Genomic DNA, 17,650 nt, shown 5'->3' on the forward strand with positions numbered 1-17,650 from the left:
ATGTAGGAGGTGTTTTTTTGAAATTATTATTTCAAGAAATAATTAATAAAGCAATTTCAAAAAATGCAAGTGACGTACACTTTATTCCTTCAGAGGATAAAGTACATATTAAATTCAGAGTGAATGATATATTAGAGACATATGAAATGTTTAGTAATGACATTTATGAAAAATTATTAATTTATATGAAATTTAAAGCAAATTTAGATGTATCAACACATCAAATAGCTCAAAGTGGTAGATATACTTATCATGCTAAATCAATATTTTATTTAAGAATTTCTACTTTACCTTTGTCATTAGGAATAGAAAGTTGTGTTATTAGACTTATCCCTCAATATTTCACTTCTAAAAGAGAGTATAAGGACTTTAATGACTTTAAATCTCTAATGAATAAAAAGCAAGGTCTCATTTTACTTACTGGTCCAACAGGTTCAGGTAAAAGTACTTTGATGTATCAATTAGTACTCTATGCTTTTCAAGAATTAAATTTAAATGTTATTACAATTGAAAATCCTGTTGAACAATTATTAAAAGGCATAACACAAGTGTCAGTAAATCATAAAGCCGGTATAGATTATGTTAGTTCATTTAAAGCAATATTAAGATGTGATCCAGATGTTATTTTAATTGGTGAAATTAGAGATGCTGAAGTGGCAAAATGTGTTATTCAAGCAAGTTTAAGTGGTCATTTAGTGTTAACTACTATGCATTCAAGCAATTGTAAGGGCGCAATACTCAGATTGTTAGAGATGGGGATTAGTGTTCAAGAAATTTCACAAGCAATAAATGTTATTTCAAATCAAAGATTAGTTACAACTACTTCAAATCAAAGAAAGCTTGTTTGTGAGTCTATTACAAATAATCAAATTCAATATTTTTTTGAACATAACCATACGCTTCCTAAGACATTTAATAATTTAAAAGAAAAATTGTTATCGCTATCGAAAGAAGGTCTTATATGTGAAGATGTGGTTGAAAAATATATTTAACAAACATTCTAAAGTTCTTAATGAAAACCAACAAATTATACTTCTAAATAATTTGAATAACTTACTTAAAAGTGGATTTACATTATTAGAAAGTTTTAATTTTATAAATTTGTATTTTAATTATAAAAATAAAGATATAGCAAATAAGATAGTTAAAATAATAAAAACAGGAGGAGAATGCGATCAAATATTAGAATTAATAGGCTATCCTAAATCTATTATCACTCAAATTCAATTTGCGCAGAAATATGGGAATATAAATGAAGCACTAGAGGAAGCAATGAATTATTTAAAAACAAATCTTCAAGCTAAACAACGAATATTAAAAGCTATTCAATATCCCATCATTTTAATTGCAATATTTATAACTATGTTAAGTATATTAAATTATACAGTTTTACCTCAATTTGAACATCTGTATTCAATGATGGATGTTAAACTCAATTTATCACAAACTATTATTACATATTTAATTAGTCATTTACCGCAAATTTTTCTTTTTGTTTTTTTTACTTTACTAACTTTATCCATCATTATATTTATCTTTCTTAATAAATTAGATATATCCAAAAAACTTACATTCATTTCTTACATACCAATTGTACGTTTTTATTATTCGACTATAAAAACATATCAACTTGCTAATGATTTAGCTTTATTTTATAAAAATGGTATTAGTATTCAACAAGTCGTAGATATGTACATTCATCTACAAAACAACTCATTTTTGAATTATATTGGTATCGTTATTCAAAATGAACTAAATAGAGGCATTAATTTACCCAATATTTTGATTAAAATACCATGTTATCAATATGATTTAATACAGTTTATTAAGCAAGGTGAGAAAAATAATAAATTAGATATTGAGTTGAAAATGTATTGTCAAATATTAATTCAAAGGCTCCAACAAACAGCTTTAAAACAGTCAAAAATTATCCAACCTATCGTATTTATATTCTTAGGAGCCTTTATAGTCAGCTTGTATCTAGTGATTATGTTACCCATGTTCCAACTTATGCAAAATATTAAGTAAAGTAAAATGGAGGTTTTTTATGAAAAAATTCAAAAATAAATTAAAAGCTTTTACTTTAATTGAGATGTTACTTGTACTATTAATAATTAGTGTTTTACTCATTCTTATTATTCCGAATATAGCTAAACAAATGTCACATATTCAATCAACAGGATGTGAAGCACAAGTGAAAATGGTCAATAGTCAAATTGAAGCTTATACTTTAAAACATAATAGAGTTCCTAATTCTATTGAGGACTTAGTAACTGAAGGGTTTATAAAACAAGGGCAATCATCTTGTAAGTCTGGAGAAACTATCAGTATTAAAAATGGAGAAGCAGTTGCAGAGTAAGAATATTAAAGCATTCACTTTTATAGAGAGCTTGTTAATCATTTTGATTTTAACAATCTTACTTAATGCAACTTTAAGGGTAAATGTATTTAACAATATTTCTTTGTCAGACGATTTAAAAGCAACACAATTTGTTAATCAATTAGAATATTTTAAATCTAAAGCGATGCGTGATCATCAATCTATTACATTGTTAATTTCAAAACATTCCTCAATTATAAAAGTAATAGAAGCACATGGTGGGCGGTACAACTACAATATTGAAGATGGAAAAATAGTTGAAGTTAGAAATTTAGAGAAAATTACTTTTAATAAAGAAGGAAGAATAAATCAGTTTGGCTCTTTAATATTGAAAATCAATCAACATCAATATAAGTTGATTATTAATATTGAAAAAGGAAGAATTAGATATTTTAAAATTTAAAGCAGTGTTACTCATCGATAGTTTATTTAGCTTGTATATATTCACTACTATAGTTTTTACTTTAATTCCACTACTAATCAGTTTAAATCATACATTAAAAAGAGAATACCAAATTATTGAAATCAAGCAAACCATAATGAGTAGTATCAACCATTATGATAAAAAAACCCTTTCAAAAGGTATAAATTTAGGTGATTATCATATTAAACTTTATTCCAACAAAATATGTGGACTTCACAAAGAAACTGAAATCGAATCATGCGTTAAATATTAAATTAAAATCATTCACTTTAATAGAAATGTTAGTTTCATTATTTTTAACAACAATGATGTTAACATTTTTTCCTCAATTAATTAAATTGACTCATTCCTATTTATACGAGTCATATAATAGTTATCAAACAGAATATGCTTTTTTTCAGACAAATATAACTCAAATTATTTCGAAAAAGCATCATGCCCTTATAATTAAGGATAAACATACAATTATCATTGATAATGAATCGTCTAAAGATTATATAGAATTTAAAAACAACAAACTATTTTACAAAATTAATGGGAATGGCAATATCGTTTTACTAAATAACGTCATCAATGCAGAATTTCAAATTTTACCTTCTAACATCATAAAATTAAAACTAAAAATAGGTGATAAAAACGACTACTATGAAAAAAACTTATTTTTATAAAATGAAAGGATATATAAGTAGCTATACATTATTTATTCTTAGTATATATTTGATAATTATATCTACTTATTCTGCTCAATATAGTATAAAATTAAAAACAATACATAATATTCAAATATATTATGATAGTATAATAAGTGATAAACTTAAGAGAGGTGATTAGGATGACTCACTCTTATTTACCACTTATATTAACAGGCTTTATGGGTACTGGTAAAAGTACTATTGGCAAATATTTGGCTTCAAAATTACACTATTCATATATTGATTTAGATACATATATAGAAATGAAAGAATTTAAAACAATACCAGATATTTTTAATGAAATTGGTGAAAAAGGATTTCGTAAGTTAGAGTATAAATATTTAAATGATTGTATTGGTAAATATGATATTATATCAACCGGGGGAGGAATTATAGAAAACGATAATTCTATCTCACTTTTAAAAAATAAAACAGTTATTTGGTTAGATTGTGATATAGATATTATCTATAATAGAATTGCTAATGATCCACACAGACCAAATGCGAAAAACAAAAGTGAAAAACAATTAAAAGACTTGTATTTATCGAGAGTTTCAAGATATAATGAAATCGCATCCACAAAAGTAGATAGTAGTAAAACAATTGAATGTGTATATAAAACAATTTTAAATCATATACCATGCGAATGATCAGTATTAGAGAGAATAACTTGAACTGATTCTATAGTTGTTTTGAAATTATGTCATGTTATCGCCGAAGGTGCAAGTAAACTACGAAACTCTCAGGCAAAAGGATAATACTGTTACGCAGTCCTGGATTTGTTATTTAGACAGGGTAGCTTCTGCTACTCTGCTTTTTTTATAAAAAAATAGGGGGTTTTTAAATGACAAACGAATTAAAAAAGACACCATTATATGAAACTTATGTAAATAGTGGTGCTAAAATAGTTGAATTCGGTGGGTGGGCTATGCCTGTTCAATTTACTAGTATTAAAGAAGAACATAACGCAGTTAGATACAAAGTAGGTATGTTCGATGTAAGTCATATGGGAGAAATTTTAATAGAAGGTGAAAATGCTAGTAAATTTGTTCAATATTTACTTTCAAATGATACTACTAAATTATCTGAAACTAAAGCTCAATATACAGCTTTATGTAATGATGAGGGTGGTATCATTGATGATTTAGTAACATATAAAATTGCTGATAACAAATACTTATTAATTGTTAATGCAGCCAATACTGATAAGGATTTCGAATGGATTCAAAAACATCAATCTAAATTTAATGCTACTGTAACAAATGTGTCTGAACAGTATGGTCAATTAGCGGTTCAAGGCCCTCAAGCAAGAACTTTAGTAAGTGAACTTGTTGATATTGATGTAAGTGAAATGAAGCCTTTTGAATTCAAACAAAATGTAACTATTTTTGGAAAAAATGTTATCTTATCTCAATCTGGATATACAGGTGAAGATGGTTTTGAAATTTATTGTAATTCAAATGATACAGTTGACATTTGGAATGGTTTTATTGATAAAGGCGTTGTACCTTGTGGTTTAGGTGCAAGAGATACACTTAGATTAGAAGCTGGTTTACCTCTTCATGGACAAGATCTCACTGAATCAATTACGCCTTATGAAGGTGGAATTGCTTTTGCTGCTAAACCTTTAATTGAAGATGAATTTATTGGTAAATCTGTTTTAAAAGATCAAAAAGAGAATGGGTCAAAACGACGTACTGTAGGTTTAGAACTTATAGATAAAGGCATTGCAAGAACGGGTTATACAGTAATGAATCTTGACGGAAAAGAAATAGGTGAAATTACTTCAGGAACTCAATCACCTTCTTCAGGAAAATCAATTGCTATGGCTATTATTGATCGTGATGAATTTGAGTTAGGTAAAGAATTACTAGTTCAAGTTCGTAAAAGACAATTAAAAGCTAAAATTGTTAAGAAAAATCAAATCGAAAAATAACTAAGGGGTGTGCAATGTGAGTCATCGTTATATACCATTAACTGATAAAGATAAAAAAGAAATGTTAGAAACAATTGGAGCAAATTCAATTACCGAGCTCTTTGGAGATATTCCAAAAGATATTTTACTTAATAGAGATTTGAATATAGATAGTGCAGAAGCTGAAACTTCACTTTTAAGAAGATTGAATACTATTGCAAATAAAAATATTACTAAAGAAACACATGTGAGTTTTTTAGGTGCAGGAGTATATGATCATTACACACCTGCAGTAGTAGACGCTATGATTTCTCGTTCTGAATTTTATACTGCTTATACACCTTATCAACCTGAAATTTCTCAAGGTGAACTACAAGCAATTTTTGAATTCCAAACATTAATTTGTGAACTTACTCAAATGGATGTCGCAAATTCGTCTATGTATGATGGCATAACTAGCTTTGCCGAAGCTTGTATATTAGCTTTTAATCATACTAAAAAGAACAAAATTGTAGTATCTAAAGGTCTCCATTATCAGGCTCTACAAGTATTAAAAACGTATATTAAAGTAAGAAAAGAATTTGAAATTGTTGAAGTTGATTTAAATGGAACGATTACTGACCTAGAAAAATTAGAACAAGCAATTGATGATGATACTGCAGCAGTTGCTGTACAATATCCTAACTTCTATGGATCAATTGAAGATTTAGAAAAAATTCATTCTTATATTGAAAATAAAAAAGCGTTATTCATTGTTTATTCTAACCCATTAGCATTAGGCGTTTTAACACCTCCAGGCCAATTTGGAGCAGATATTGTTGTTGGTGATACACAACCATTTGGTATTCCTACTCAATTTGGCGGTCCTCATTGTGGTTACTTTGCTACTACTAAAAAGTTAATGCGTAAAGTTCCTGGCAGATTAGTAGGACAAACGCAAGATGATGAAGGTAATAGAGGGTTTGTTCTTACTTTACAAGCTCGTGAACAACATATTCGTCGTGATAAAGCCACATCAAATATTTGTTCAAATCAAGCATTGAATGCTTTAGCATCCTCAATTGCTATGTCAGCTCTTGGTAAACAAGGTATTTATGATATTGCGGTTCAAAACTTAGAACATGCTAATTATGCTAAAAATCAATTTAAAAACAACGGTTTTGAAGTCCTAGATGGTACATCTTTTAATGAATTTGTTGTTAAGTTTAATCAACCTATCAAAGATGTAAATAAAAAATTAGCAGAACATGGTTTCATCGGAGGCTTTGACTTAGGTGAAGCTTCATCAGACTTTGACAATCATATGTTAATTGCCGTTACTGAATTAAGAACGAAAGAAGAGATTGATACATTTGTTGAGAAAGCTGGTGAGCTAAATGGTAGTAAGTAAATCTAGTCCATTAATTTTTGAAAGATCTAGAGAAGGTAGATATGCATATTCTTTACCACAAAGTGATATTAAAACAGACTCTGTTGAGAGTATTTTAGATGATAAATTTATTCGTAAAAATAAAGCAGAGTTTCCTGAGGTGGCAGAATTAGATTTAGTACGTCATTACACGGAACTTTCGAATAAAAACTTTGGGGTAGATTCTGGATTTTATCCCTTAGGTTCTTGTACTATGAAATATAATCCAAAAATCAACGAAAAAGTTGCTCGTATTTCTGGATTTGCAGAATCTCATCCACTACAAGAGGAAGAACAAATTCAAGGTTCATTAGAAATTATTTATAGTTTACAAGAAGAACTAAAAGAAATTACAGGTATGGATGAAGTAACTCTACAACCAGCAGCAGGTGCTCATGGTGAGTGGACAGCTTTAATGATTTTTAAAGCATATCATATAAAAAATGGTGAGGGCCATCGTAATGAAGTTATTGTTCCAGACTCTGCACATGGTACAAACCCTGCATCAGCTTCATTTGCCGGATTTAAATCAGTAACTGTTAAATCTAATGAACGCGGTGAAGTTGATATCGAAGACTTAAAGCGTGTCGTTAATGAAAATACCGCTGCTATTATGTTAACTAACCCAAATACTTTAGGTATCTTTGAGAAAAATATTATGGACATTCGTGAAATTGTTCATGAAGCAGGCGGGTTACTCTATTACGATGGAGCAAACTTAAATGCTATTATGGATAAAGTTCGTCCTGGAGATATGGGATTTGATGCTGTGCACCTAAACTTGCATAAAACATTCACAGGTCCTCATGGCGGTGGTGGCCCTGGTTCAGGTCCAGTCGGCGTAAAAAAAGAATTAGCAAGTTATTTACCAAAACCAATGGTGATTAAAGACGGTGATACATTTAAATATGATAATGATATTGAAAATTCAATCGGTCGAGTAAAACCATTTTATGGTAACTTTGGTATTTATTTAAGAGCTTATACGTATATTAGAACGATGGGTGCACAAGGATTAAAAGAAGTGTCTGAAGCAGCTGTCTTAAATGCGAACTACATTAAAGCTCGATTAAAAGATCGTTATGAAATCCCTTATGAACAATATTGTAAACATGAATTTGTCTTAAGTGGATCTAAACAAAAAGAATATGGTGTCCGTACTCTAGATATGGCAAAACGTTTACTAGACTTTGGCGTACATCCACCAACAATTTACTTCCCGCTAAATGTGGAAGAAGGTATGATGATTGAACCAACCGAAACTGAATCTAAAGAAACTTTAGACTACTTCATTGATGCAATGCTTCAAATTGCAGATGAAGTTGAAAGTGATCCTGATAAAGTATTAGAAGCACCTCATACAACTATCATTGATAGATTGGATGAAACAACTGCAGCTCGTAAACCAATTCTTAAATTTGAAGATTTACATCAAGAAAAACTTTAATATTATAAATAATTTAATGAATGATTTAATTATCAGAAATAATAAAACTCTCAAGAAATTTCTTGAGAGTTTTATTTCTGATAATTATTTTTTAGTTTTAATTTTACCAGTCCATTTTTTATAGCCGCCTTTAAGCATGTATAAATCTTTATATCCATTTTTTTTCAAAATGCGAGCAGCACGATAACTGGCAATACCATTTGCATCACAAAGATATACAGGTTGATCTTTACGTAAACCTTGAAATCTTTGTCTAAACATAGATATTGGAATATTGCGAGCACCATTAATATGACCATAATCATAATCAACTTTTTCACGTACATCAATGACTTGAGCTTTTCTTAAACCTTTATGAAATTCGTTTTGATCTAGTTCAGTTACAGCTCGTCGATTAAGAAAGAAATTTCCAACCATGTAAAGGATTATTAAAACTATAATTATTAATGCTATAATCAAAGATACATTCATATTGCATCCTCCCTAATTAACCGTTATTATTAATTATAAAGGTGTTAGCTCAATTTATCAAAAATTTTTTATTGTTTCATATTTCTAATACATTCTAAAGTAACATTAACGTTGAATTTATATAAATTAAGTTGTGATTGGAGTTTTTATATGACTGAAACATGGAATTTTATCAATACTGGGAGCCATGATCCTTATTATAATATGGCAATGGATGAAGCCTTATTAAATTTTGTTTCAAGAGGGGAAATTGATCCTGTAGTTAGATTTTATACTTGGAAACCTGCTACCTTATCTGTAGGTTATTTTCAAAGATTAAAAAAAGAAATTGATATCGATAAAGTGAAAGAAAAAGGATTTGGTTTAGTTCGCCGTCAAACTGGTGGTAGAGGCGTTCTACATGACAAAGAATTAACATATAGTGTTATCGTACTTGAATCTCATCCAAATATGCCTTCTACAATTACTGAAGCCTACCGTGTCATTTCAGAAGGACTTTTAGAAGGCTTTAAATTATTAGGATTTGATGCTTATTTTGCTATTCCACGTTCTAAAGAAGAGAGAGAAAAATTAAAACAACCAAGAAGTGCCGTTTGCTTTGATGCCCCAAGTTGGTATGAATTGGTCGTTGAAGGACGTAAAATTGCAGGTAGTGCACAAACACGTCAAAAGGGTGTTATTCTTCAACATGGGTCACTACTTCAAGATGTAGATGTAGACGAATTATTTGATATGTTTATTTTTAAGAATGATCGCTTGAAAGAAAAAATGAAAAAAGCTTTTGTAGATAAAGCTGTAGCAATAAATGATATATCAGATAGACACATCTCTATTGAAGAAATGGAAAAAGCATTTGAAGAAGGATTTAAAAAAGGTTTAAATATCGAATTTAAACCACTATCTCTAACTGAAAATCAATTAGCCGAAGTAAAAGTTCTTGAAGAAAAATATCGTTCAGAAGAGTGGTTATATAAAAAATAGATATAAAACAAGGAGGCTTAAGAGTACTAATACTCTTGAACCTCCTTGTTTTTATTTTCTTTGTCTTTTTTTATATTTTCGGACTGCTCTTCGATATTTTCTCTGATCTTCTGTAAGGAAGAAGAAATAATAGATAAAGTAAATAATAAGAGCAATCATTATAAGTGTGAAAATTGTTTTCATGAACGACATTACAAAAATATTTAGATTTAGCAGTAAACCTATAGCTGCTATAATTAAAACGAAATAAAATATAATATTTTTCAACTAAAAAACTCCTATTTTATGAACTACTAGAAACATTAATTTGTGATAACTTCATCTTACCTTGATTTATTTTCTTTTTATTGTTAGATTCATAGCCATTTTTAATATCTTTAAAAGCAGATTGAAGATTTTTGTTTATTTGTTTAATAGTTTTATCTTCGTTAGTATTATCATTTGATATATTACTTTTATCTGTATCACTTTTATATTTGCTGTAGGCATCATCTATATCATTTGATAATGAATTTAGCTTTTCAAGATTTTGATTTTTATCATCTTTTTTAGTTTTATTTAAATCAAGTTGATTAAATTTATCGATAATCTTAGCAATATCTTGATAATAATTTGAAGAAGCTTGTAAAAAATTAGCTTCATTATTATTATCAACAGTTTTAGATACATTCTTTTTATCTTTATTTAATGCTTCTAACTGAGATTTTTGATTATTTATATCTTGATTTAGTTGTTGAATTTTTAATTTTAAATTATGATTCTCATCTCTTAAATTGGTTGTTTTATCTTCTAAAGGTCCTAAATTTTGAGAGCCACAGCCAACCAAAAACAAAGAAGCTCCTAAAATCGTTAATAATCTTTTCATGTAAATCTCCCTAAATCAAAATATCTTTAATATTTTAAGTATGTTATTATTTTAATGTATATAATAAAAATGTACAAACGTTATACAAGGAGTGGGTTAAATGGATAAATTAGCTAAAGTTCGTCATATATTAAAAAGTGAAAATCTTGATGCTCTTGTTATATTATCTGACTATAATAGACGTTATATTTCTGATTTCACTGGAACAAGTGGCGCTTTAATCATTTCTAATAATGAAAATAAGTTGATTACAGATTTCCGTTATATTGAACAAGCCACAAATCAAGCCACTCACTTTGAAATTGTAAATCGACGTAGTGGGATTATTGATGAGATAAAAGAAATTATAAAAAACAAGCAGTATAAAACAGTAGGTTTTGAAGGTCATTTAGTTAGCTATGATACGTTTCAAGAATTAAGCCAAATTGATACGAAGTACGTAAGTATAGGCAATGCCATTGAAAAAATTAGAGAAATTAAATCACCTGAAGAAATCGCTAAAATAAAATATGCGGCTAAGATCGTGGATGATACTTATAACTACATTTTAAATATTGCAAAAGTTGGAATGACTGAAAGAGAGTTAAAAGCATTGCTTGAAAGTAAAATGTTAGAACTAGGCGCTGATGGTCCATCATTTGATACAATCGTTGCTTCTGGTTATAGAGGGGCTTTGCCTCATGGAGTTGCTAGTGATAAAGTAATCGAAAAAGGTGACATGATTACTCTTGACTTTGGTGCATATTATAGAGGATACTGTTCAGATATTACTAGAACATTTGCGATTGGTGAACCTGATAAAAAATTGAAAGAAATCTATAATATCGTGCTTCAATCTCAAATAAAGGCAATTGAAGAAATCAAGCCAGGTATGACAACTAAGGAAGTTGATGCATTATCTAGAGATTATATTAAAGCACATGGTTATGGTAATGAATTTGGTCATTCTTTAGGTCATGGTATTGGTTTGGATATTCATGAAGGTCCAGTATTATCTAAAAATACTAATGATACAGTTCAAGTTAATAATTGTGTTACTATTGAACCAGGTATTTATGTAGATGGTCTTGGTGGAGTGCGTATAGAAGATGACATTTTAATTACTGAAAATGGGTGTGAAGTCTTTACTAAATGCACAAAAGACCTTATTATTTTATAGTAAGCGTATAATTGAGGAGGAAACTGAATGATTTCGGTTAATGATTTTAAAACAGGTTTAACTATTTCAGTAGATAATGGAATTTGGAAAGTAATTGATTTCCAACACGTAAAACCAGGTAAAGGTTCTGCTTTTGTTCGTTCTAAATTACGTAATTTAAGAACAGGCGCTATTCAAGAAAAAACTTTCCGAGCTGGTGAAAAAGTAGAACAAGCGATGATTGAAAATCGTCGTATGCAATATTTATATGCTGATGGAGATACTCATGTCTTCATGGATAATGAAACATTTGATCAAACAGAATTATCTGGCGATTACTTAAAAGATGAATTAAAATATTTAAAAGCGAATATGGAAGTTCAAATTCAGTCATATGAAGGTGAAACGATTGGTATTGAATTACCAAAAACTGTTGAACTTGAAGTTACTGAAACAGAGCCAGGTATTAAAGGTGATACTGCAACTGGTGCTACAAAATCTGCTACAGTTGAAACCGGTTATACTTTAAATGTACCATTATTCGTTAACGAAGGCGATGTGTTAGTTATTAATACAAGCGATGGTAGTTACATTTCAAGAGCATAATTAATAATTTTAAAAATTTAAATTAAAACAGGTTAATGCATATTTAATTATGGATTAACCTGTTTTTATATAAATAATGAAAAAGAATAATCAATATTTTAGTATCTAAGTTTTAATATAAATTTACTATATTATAATTACTTATATACTTTTTTAATCATAAGTTAGATCTCAGTTAAATGAACACGCTTGAATTGATTTTCACACTCAAGTAAAATAGATGGGTAGATGAAAACTAAGTCGAGGAGTCATTAAATTATGAACTTTAAAGAAATTAAAGAATTAATTCAAATTCTTGATGAATCAAGTTTAACTGAAATTAATATAGAAGATAATAAAGGTAGCGTAGTTAATTTAAAAAAACAAAAAGAAACTGAAATTATTACGCCTCAATATTCACAACAACCAACAGTGATGGCATCTCAACCATCTGTACAAACACCAATGGCAAATGAAATGTCTCAAACTAGTGAAGTAAACCAAGAAAATGAAATGTCAAACTACGAAACAATTAATGCCCCGATGGTAGGGACTTTTTATAAATCTCCATCACCTGAAGAGGAAGCTTATGTACAAGTTGGGGATAAAGTCACTAATGATTCAACTGTATGTATCTTAGAAGCCATGAAATTATTTAATGAAATTCAAGCAGAAGTCACAGGAGAAATCGTTGAAATTTTAGTGGAAGACGGACAAATGGTAGAGTATGGCCAGCCGTTATTTAAGGTGAAATAATGAAAAAAGTATTAATCGCAAATCGTGGTGAGATTGCAGTTAGAATTATTAGAGCTTGTCATGATTTAGGTATTCAAACTGTTGCTATATATTCTGAGGGAGATAAAGATGCATTACATACTCAAATCGCTGATGAAGCATATTGTGTCGGTCCAACTCAGTCTAAAGATTCATATTTAAATATTCCAAACATCCTATCTATAGCGACTTCAACAGGATGTGATGCAATTCATCCAGGTTATGGCTTTTTAGCCGAAAATGGTGATTTCGCTGAACTTTGTGAAGCTTGCCAATTAAAATTTATTGGACCAAGTTATCAATCCATTCAAAAAATGGGTATTAAAGATGTAGCTAAAGCTGAAATGATAGCAGCTAACGTGCCTGTAGTACCAGGAAGTGATGGATTAATTGATTCGATTGAAGATGCTAAAAAAGTGGCTAAACAGATAGGATATCCAGTTATTATTAAAGCTACTGCTGGTGGCGGAGGTAAAGGAATTCGCGTTGCACGAAATGAGAACGATTTAGAAAATGGTTACCGTATGACACAACAAGAAGCGCAAACAGCTTTCGGTAATGGTGGATTATACTTAGAAAAATTCATTGAAAATTTCCGTCATATTGAAATTCAAGTGATTGGTGATCAATTCGGTAATGTAATTCATTTAGGCGAACGTGACTGCACAATTCAAAGACGTATGCAAAAATTAGTAGAAGAGTCACCTTCGCCAATACTTACAGATGAAAAACGTAAAGAGATGGGTAAAGCCGCTATTCGCGCAGCTAAAGCAGTGAATTATGAAAATGCTGGTACTATAGAATTCATATATGATTTAAATGAAAATAAATTCTATTTTATGGAAATGAATACACGAATTCAAGTAGAACATCCAGTTACTGAAATGGTAACCGGTGTAGACTTAGTGAAATTGCAATTAAAAGTTGCTATGGGAGAACCGCTACCTTATAAGCAAGATGATATTACAATAAATGGCCATGCCATTGAATATAGAATTAATGCTGAAAATCCTTATAAAAATTTTATGCCTTCACCAGGTAAAATTACACAATACCTTGCGCCAGGAGGATACGGAGTAAGAATCGAATCAGCATGTTATACAAACTATACGATTCCACCTTATTATGACTCAATGGTAGCAAAATTGATTGTGCATGAACCTACCAGAGATGAAGCAATAATGACTGGGATTCGAGCACTAAGTGAATATTTAATTCTAGGAATAGATACAACAATTCCATTCCATCTTAAATTAATGAATAATGATATTTTTAAATCTGGAGATTATAATACAAACTTTTTAGAAAAGTATAATATTATGGCTGAGAGTGAATAGGAGGATAAAACAATGGTAAATGTAGCAGATTATTCACATGCTAATTTAGGTAAAGTAGAAATTGTACCAGAAGTTATTTCAGTAATAGCAAGTATTGCTGTTTCTGAAGTTGAAGGAGTGACTGGGCATTTTTATGAACTAAGAAAGAGTAATATTGAAAAAATAAGTCGTAAAAATTTAAATAAAAATTTAAAAGTTAATACTAAAGATGATGGTATTCATATTGATGTTTATTGCTCTATTAAACATGGAATAAAAATAGCTAAAGTTGCAAGTAAAATTCAGACTTCTATTTTTAATTCCATTAAAACAATGACTGCTATCGAACCCAAAGAAATTAACATTCATATCATGCACATTACAGCTGAATAAATCAAAGTTACCATAATACAAAGGAGTTTCTTATGAGTCGTAAAGAATCAAGAAAACAAGCATTTCAGACATTGTTTCAACTAGAAATGAAAAATACAGATTTAACAATCAATGAAGCTATAAATTTTATAAAAGACGATTATCCAGACTTAGATTTTGAGTTCATTCATTGGCTTGTTACAGGAGTGAAAGATCATGAACAAGTTTTAGATCAAACAATTGAACCAAAATTAAAAGACTGGTCTATACAACGATTATTAAAAACGGATCGTATTATTTTAAGAATGGCTACCTTTGAATTGCTTCATAGTGATACGCCCCCTAAAGTCATCATTAATGAAGCAGTAGAGCTAACAAAACAATTTAGTGATGAAGGTCATTATAAATTTATAAACGGTGTCTTAAGTAATATAAAATAAACATATTTGAGTGATGAATCATGTCAGAATATTTAAGTGTCTCTACTTTAACTAAATATATTAAATATAAATTTGATCAAGATCCCCACTTACAATCTATCCTCTTAAAAGGTGAACTCTCAAACTTTAAAAAACATTCTAGTGGTCATCTTTATTTTAATGTGAAAGATAAAAATAGTGTGATAAGTGCTATGATGTTTAAGGGAAATGCTTCTAAACTAACATTTGATCCTAAAGAAGGAGACGAAGTTTTATTAGAAGCTCGAGTTTCAGTTTATGAACGTAGAGGAAATTATCAAATTTATGTTAATAAAATGGAAATTGATGGTATAGGAAATTTATACCAAAAGCTAGAGCAATTAAAAGAAAAACTAAATAAGCAGGGAATTTTTAATCAAAATCATAAAAAAGCAATCCCTAGATTTCCTAAAAAAATTGCTATTCTTACAGCTGATACTGGAGCAGCAATCAGAGATATTCACACTACCATAGATAGTAGATACCCTCTAGTAGAAAAAATATCAATTAGTACATTAGTGCAAGGTATTAATGCTAAAAATGACATTATTGAAAAAATTAAGTATGCAGATACTTTAGGAGTAGATACCATCATTTTAGGCCGTGGAGGCGGCTCTATTGAAGATTTATGGAATTTCAATGAAGAAGAAGTTGTTCGAGCTATATATGAGTGTCATACACCAATTATCTCAGCTGTAGGACATGAAACTGATTTTACTCTTAGTGATTTTGTAGCAGATATGAGAGCAGCAACACCTACTCAAGCTGCTGTTATCGCTACACCAGATCAGTACGAACTCATTCAACAAATACATCAGTATCGATTTTCTCTTACTAAAAGTATTAAACAACTAGTAGAAAAACAACATAAACAATTAGATTATTTGTCATCATATTATAAATTTAAGCAACCTACATTATTATATGATCAACAGATTCAACGAAGAGACGATTTAGAGAAAAAACTAACACAACGTTTAACGTTAAATATTGAAAAAAATAGAAACAATATCACTGTATTGCGTCAACATTTTAATCTAAGAAGATTAAATGATTTAATTGTACAATATCAAAAAATGAGCCGTAATAATGAAAATAGATTAATAAATTTAACATATAACTTAATTAATCATAATAAAGCTAATTTAAAAAATAAAATTGAGCAATTAAATCAACTTAGTCCAACTAATACAATGTTAAGAGGATATTCAATTGTTAATAAGGATAATAAAGTCATTACAAGCACACACGATTTAAATGAACAAGATGAAATCACATTATCAATGAAAGACGGTAATATAGATGCTATAGTTAAGAAAGTAAGGTGTGAAGATGAGTAAAGAACAACAAAGTTTTGAAGAAATGATGAAAGAATTAGAAAGTATAGTTCAAAAGTTAGATAATGAAACTGTTTCATTAGAAGAATCTCTTGATTTATATCAACGTGGTATGAAATTATCATCTGCTTGTGACAAAACTTTGAAAGATGCTGAAAATAAAGTAAATCAATTAATCAAAGAAGAAACAAAGGATGAAGATGATGTTGAAGAAATCAATGAATGAATTGATTGAAATTATAAATAATAATCTTGACGGTATTATAAAATCGTCTCCATTAAATACTAAACTAGAGGAAAGTATGCAATATTCACTTGATGCTGGTGGTAAAAGAATTCGTCCAGTGCTTGTATTACTCACTTTAGAAGTGTTAAATGAAAATTATAAAAAAGGGTTACAAACCGCACTGGCATTAGAAATGATTCATACTTATTCACTTATACATGATGATTTGCCTGCAATGGACAATGATGATTTTAGAAGAGGAAAATTAACAAATCATAAAGTGTACGGAGAATGGAAAGCGATTTTAGCGGGAGATGCCTTACTAACAAAAGCATTTGAACTAATTGCAAATGATAAAAACTTAGAAGCTGAAACAAAAGTAAAAGTTATTTCAAGACTAGCACATGATAGTGGCAATCTCGGCATGGTCGGTGGCCAAACCTTAGATATGGATAGTGAGAATACTCCAATAGAATTACATACTCTAGAGCAAATTCATAAGGCAAAAACTGGAGCTCTTTTAAAATTTTCTATTTTAAGTGCTGCGGATATTGCCAATGTAAATGATGAAACTTTAAATACATTAGATTGTTTCAGTGAACACTTAGGCCTAATGTTTCAAATAAAAGATGATTTATTAGATGTTTATGGTGACGAGAAAAAATTGGGTAAAAAAGTGGGAAGCGATGTAGAAAACCATAAAAGTACTTATGTTTCTTTACTTGGTAAATCAGGCGCTGAAGAAAAACTAAAATATCATAAAGATGCTGCAATAGATGCAATTAATCAATTGAAATCACAATATGATGTTGAACCGCTTCTAGAAATTGTAGATTTATTTTATTCACGTGACCATTAATA

Annotated in this window: 22 protein-coding genes and 1 riboswitch; of the genes, 19 read left to right on the forward strand and 3 right to left on the reverse strand. The window is 29.3% G+C overall.

Annotated features, from left to right (window positions below):
- Positions 1 to 17: 17 nt before the first annotated feature.
- From comGA to gcvPB, 9 genes are all read left to right on the forward strand, one after another.
- Positions 18 to 992: a competence type IV pilus ATPase ComGA gene (comGA, locus tag MHI13_RS05995; RefSeq protein WP_049415532.1), complete on the forward strand. Its 975-nt coding sequence runs from the start codon at positions 18 to 20 to the stop codon at positions 990 to 992.
- Positions 970 to 2,028: a competence type IV pilus assembly protein ComGB gene (gene comGB, locus MHI13_RS06000; protein WP_048681721.1), complete on the forward strand. Its 1,059-nt coding sequence runs from the start codon at positions 970 to 972 to the stop codon at positions 2,026 to 2,028. Before comGA ends, comGB begins: the two co-directional genes overlap by 23 nt.
- A 19-nt stretch (positions 2,029 to 2,047) precedes the next feature.
- Positions 2,048 to 2,359 (forward strand): competence type IV pilus major pilin ComGC, encoded by a 312-nt coding sequence (gene comGC, locus MHI13_RS06005; protein ID WP_017176238.1) that lies wholly within the window; start codon positions 2,048 to 2,050, stop codon positions 2,357 to 2,359.
- Entirely contained in the window at positions 2,349 to 2,783 is a 435-nt protein-coding gene (comGD, locus tag MHI13_RS06010) for a competence type IV pilus minor pilin ComGD (protein WP_049382010.1), read from the forward strand. The genes comGC and comGD overlap by 11 nt, the downstream gene beginning before the upstream one ends.
- A 299-nt stretch (positions 2,784 to 3,082) precedes the next feature.
- The gene (locus MHI13_RS06015) at positions 3,083 to 3,472 is read left to right on the forward strand and encodes a competence type IV pilus minor pilin ComGF (RefSeq protein WP_316616232.1); all 390 of its coding nucleotides are present in this window, start codon (positions 3,083 to 3,085) and stop codon (positions 3,470 to 3,472) included.
- Positions 3,473 to 3,636: 164 nt separating this feature from the next.
- Positions 3,637 to 4,146, forward strand: a complete 510-nt coding sequence (locus MHI13_RS06020) for a shikimate kinase (protein WP_049382011.1) — start codon at positions 3,637 to 3,639, stop codon at positions 4,144 to 4,146.
- A riboswitch (glycine riboswitch) is annotated at positions 4,143 to 4,264 on the forward strand. (Overlaps the previous gene by 4 nt.)
- A gap of 76 nt (positions 4,265 to 4,340) precedes the next feature.
- A complete protein-coding gene (gcvT, locus tag MHI13_RS06025) occupies positions 4,341 to 5,432 on the forward strand; it encodes a glycine cleavage system aminomethyltransferase GcvT (protein ID WP_049415539.1) in 1,092 nt (363 codons plus the stop codon).
- Between the two features lie 16 nt (positions 5,433 to 5,448).
- Positions 5,449 to 6,801 (forward strand): aminomethyl-transferring glycine dehydrogenase subunit GcvPA, encoded by a 1,353-nt coding sequence (gcvPA, locus tag MHI13_RS06030; protein WP_019835697.1) that lies wholly within the window; start codon positions 5,449 to 5,451, stop codon positions 6,799 to 6,801.
- Complete coding sequence (gene gcvPB, locus MHI13_RS06035) at positions 6,788 to 8,266, forward strand: aminomethyl-transferring glycine dehydrogenase subunit GcvPB (protein WP_017176245.1); 1,479 nt, start codon at positions 6,788 to 6,790, stop codon at positions 8,264 to 8,266. The genes gcvPA and gcvPB overlap by 14 nt, the downstream gene beginning before the upstream one ends.
- 84 nt (positions 8,267 to 8,350) lie before the next feature.
- On the opposite strand, the gene MHI13_RS06040 is transcribed toward gcvPB, so the two are convergent.
- Positions 8,351 to 8,737, reverse strand: a complete 387-nt coding sequence (locus MHI13_RS06040; protein WP_002449897.1) for a rhodanese-like domain-containing protein — start codon at positions 8,735 to 8,737, stop codon at positions 8,351 to 8,353.
- Positions 8,738 to 8,887: 150 nt separating this feature from the next.
- Between MHI13_RS06040 and MHI13_RS06045 the strand changes: the two genes are divergently transcribed.
- The gene (locus MHI13_RS06045; RefSeq protein ID WP_145423119.1) at positions 8,888 to 9,718 is read left to right on the forward strand and encodes a lipoate--protein ligase family protein; all 831 of its coding nucleotides are present in this window, start codon (positions 8,888 to 8,890) and stop codon (positions 9,716 to 9,718) included.
- Positions 9,719 to 9,769: 51 nt separating this feature from the next.
- Here the strand turns inward: MHI13_RS06045 and MHI13_RS06050 are convergent, their stop codons facing one another.
- Together MHI13_RS06050 and MHI13_RS06055 are read right to left on the reverse strand one after the other, a co-directional pair.
- Positions 9,770 to 9,985, reverse strand: coding sequence for an SA1362 family protein (locus MHI13_RS06050; protein ID WP_017176247.1), 216 nt, complete (start codon positions 9,983 to 9,985; stop codon positions 9,770 to 9,772).
- A gap of 16 nt (positions 9,986 to 10,001) precedes the next feature.
- Positions 10,002 to 10,583, reverse strand: coding sequence for a hypothetical protein (locus MHI13_RS06055; RefSeq protein WP_017176248.1), 582 nt, complete (start codon positions 10,581 to 10,583; stop codon positions 10,002 to 10,004).
- A 100-nt stretch (positions 10,584 to 10,683) separates the two neighbouring features.
- Between MHI13_RS06055 and MHI13_RS06060 the strand changes: the two genes are divergently transcribed.
- From MHI13_RS06060 to MHI13_RS06100, 9 genes are all read left to right on the forward strand, one after another.
- A complete protein-coding gene (locus MHI13_RS06060; protein ID WP_049382014.1) occupies positions 10,684 to 11,742 on the forward strand; it encodes a M24 family metallopeptidase in 1,059 nt (352 codons plus the stop codon).
- 27 nt (positions 11,743 to 11,769) lie between these two features.
- Entirely contained in the window at positions 11,770 to 12,327 is a 558-nt protein-coding gene (gene efp, locus MHI13_RS06065; protein ID WP_002449752.1) for an elongation factor P, read from the forward strand.
- A gap of 258 nt (positions 12,328 to 12,585) precedes the next feature.
- Positions 12,586 to 13,062: an acetyl-CoA carboxylase biotin carboxyl carrier protein gene (gene accB / locus MHI13_RS06070; RefSeq protein ID WP_019835214.1), complete on the forward strand. Its 477-nt coding sequence runs from the start codon at positions 12,586 to 12,588 to the stop codon at positions 13,060 to 13,062.
- On the forward strand, positions 13,062 to 14,417 hold the full coding sequence (gene accC / locus MHI13_RS06075) for an acetyl-CoA carboxylase biotin carboxylase subunit (RefSeq protein ID WP_017176250.1): 1,356 nt from the start codon (positions 13,062 to 13,064) through the stop codon (positions 14,415 to 14,417). Before accB ends, accC begins: the two co-directional genes overlap by 1 nt.
- A 12-nt stretch (positions 14,418 to 14,429) precedes the next feature.
- Positions 14,430 to 14,789, forward strand: a complete 360-nt coding sequence (locus tag MHI13_RS06080; RefSeq protein ID WP_017176251.1) for an Asp23/Gls24 family envelope stress response protein — start codon at positions 14,430 to 14,432, stop codon at positions 14,787 to 14,789.
- A gap of 32 nt (positions 14,790 to 14,821) precedes the next feature.
- Positions 14,822 to 15,208, forward strand: coding sequence for a transcription antitermination factor NusB (nusB, locus tag MHI13_RS06085; protein ID WP_017176252.1), 387 nt, complete (start codon positions 14,822 to 14,824; stop codon positions 15,206 to 15,208).
- A 20-nt stretch (positions 15,209 to 15,228) separates the two neighbouring features.
- Entirely contained in the window at positions 15,229 to 16,566 is a 1,338-nt protein-coding gene (gene xseA, locus MHI13_RS06090; RefSeq protein ID WP_145423117.1) for an exodeoxyribonuclease VII large subunit, read from the forward strand.
- A complete protein-coding gene (locus tag MHI13_RS06095; protein WP_017176254.1) occupies positions 16,559 to 16,789 on the forward strand; it encodes an exodeoxyribonuclease VII small subunit in 231 nt (76 codons plus the stop codon). Before xseA ends, MHI13_RS06095 begins: the two co-directional genes overlap by 8 nt.
- The gene (locus tag MHI13_RS06100) at positions 16,767 to 17,648 is read left to right on the forward strand and encodes a polyprenyl synthetase family protein (RefSeq protein WP_019835216.1); all 882 of its coding nucleotides are present in this window, start codon (positions 16,767 to 16,769) and stop codon (positions 17,646 to 17,648) included. Before MHI13_RS06095 ends, MHI13_RS06100 begins: the two co-directional genes overlap by 23 nt.
- Positions 17,649 to 17,650: the final 2 nt, after the last annotated feature.

The organism is Staphylococcus sp. FSL K6-0223 (genome assembly GCF_038008285.1).

Coding starts and splice junctions, on each gene's coding strand:
- comGB (WP_048681721.1), top strand. CDS start 970: ATGTGGTTGAAAAATATATTTAACAAACATTCTAAAGTTCTTAATGAA.
- comGC (WP_017176238.1), top strand. CDS start 2,048: ATGAAAAAATTCAAAAATAAATTAAAAGCTTTTACTTTAATTGAGATG.
- MHI13_RS06015 (WP_316616232.1), top strand. CDS start 3,083: ATGTTAGTTTCATTATTTTTAACAACAATGATGTTAACATTTTTTCCT.
- MHI13_RS06020 (WP_049382011.1), top strand. CDS start 3,637: ATGACTCACTCTTATTTACCACTTATATTAACAGGCTTTATGGGTACT.
- gcvT (WP_049415539.1), top strand. CDS start 4,341: ATGACAAACGAATTAAAAAAGACACCATTATATGAAACTTATGTAAAT.
- gcvPB (WP_017176245.1), top strand. CDS start 6,788: ATGGTAGTAAGTAAATCTAGTCCATTAATTTTTGAAAGATCTAGAGAA.
- MHI13_RS06040 (WP_002449897.1), bottom strand. CDS start 8,737: ATGAATGTATCTTTGATTATAGCATTAATAATTATAGTTTTAATAATC.
- MHI13_RS06045 (WP_145423119.1), top strand. CDS start 8,888: ATGACTGAAACATGGAATTTTATCAATACTGGGAGCCATGATCCTTAT.
- MHI13_RS06055 (WP_017176248.1), bottom strand. CDS start 10,583: ATGAAAAGATTATTAACGATTTTAGGAGCTTCTTTGTTTTTGGTTGGC.
- MHI13_RS06060 (WP_049382014.1), top strand. CDS start 10,684: ATGGATAAATTAGCTAAAGTTCGTCATATATTAAAAAGTGAAAATCTT.
- efp (WP_002449752.1), top strand. CDS start 11,770: ATGATTTCGGTTAATGATTTTAAAACAGGTTTAACTATTTCAGTAGAT.
- accB (WP_019835214.1), top strand. CDS start 12,586: ATGAACTTTAAAGAAATTAAAGAATTAATTCAAATTCTTGATGAATCA.
- accC (WP_017176250.1), top strand. CDS start 13,062: ATGAAAAAAGTATTAATCGCAAATCGTGGTGAGATTGCAGTTAGAATT.
- MHI13_RS06080 (WP_017176251.1), top strand. CDS start 14,430: ATGGTAAATGTAGCAGATTATTCACATGCTAATTTAGGTAAAGTAGAA.
- nusB (WP_017176252.1), top strand. CDS start 14,822: ATGAGTCGTAAAGAATCAAGAAAACAAGCATTTCAGACATTGTTTCAA.
- xseA (WP_145423117.1), top strand. CDS start 15,229: ATGTCAGAATATTTAAGTGTCTCTACTTTAACTAAATATATTAAATAT.
- MHI13_RS06095 (WP_017176254.1), top strand. CDS start 16,559: ATGAGTAAAGAACAACAAAGTTTTGAAGAAATGATGAAAGAATTAGAA.
- MHI13_RS06100 (WP_019835216.1), top strand. CDS start 16,767: ATGTTGAAGAAATCAATGAATGAATTGATTGAAATTATAAATAATAAT.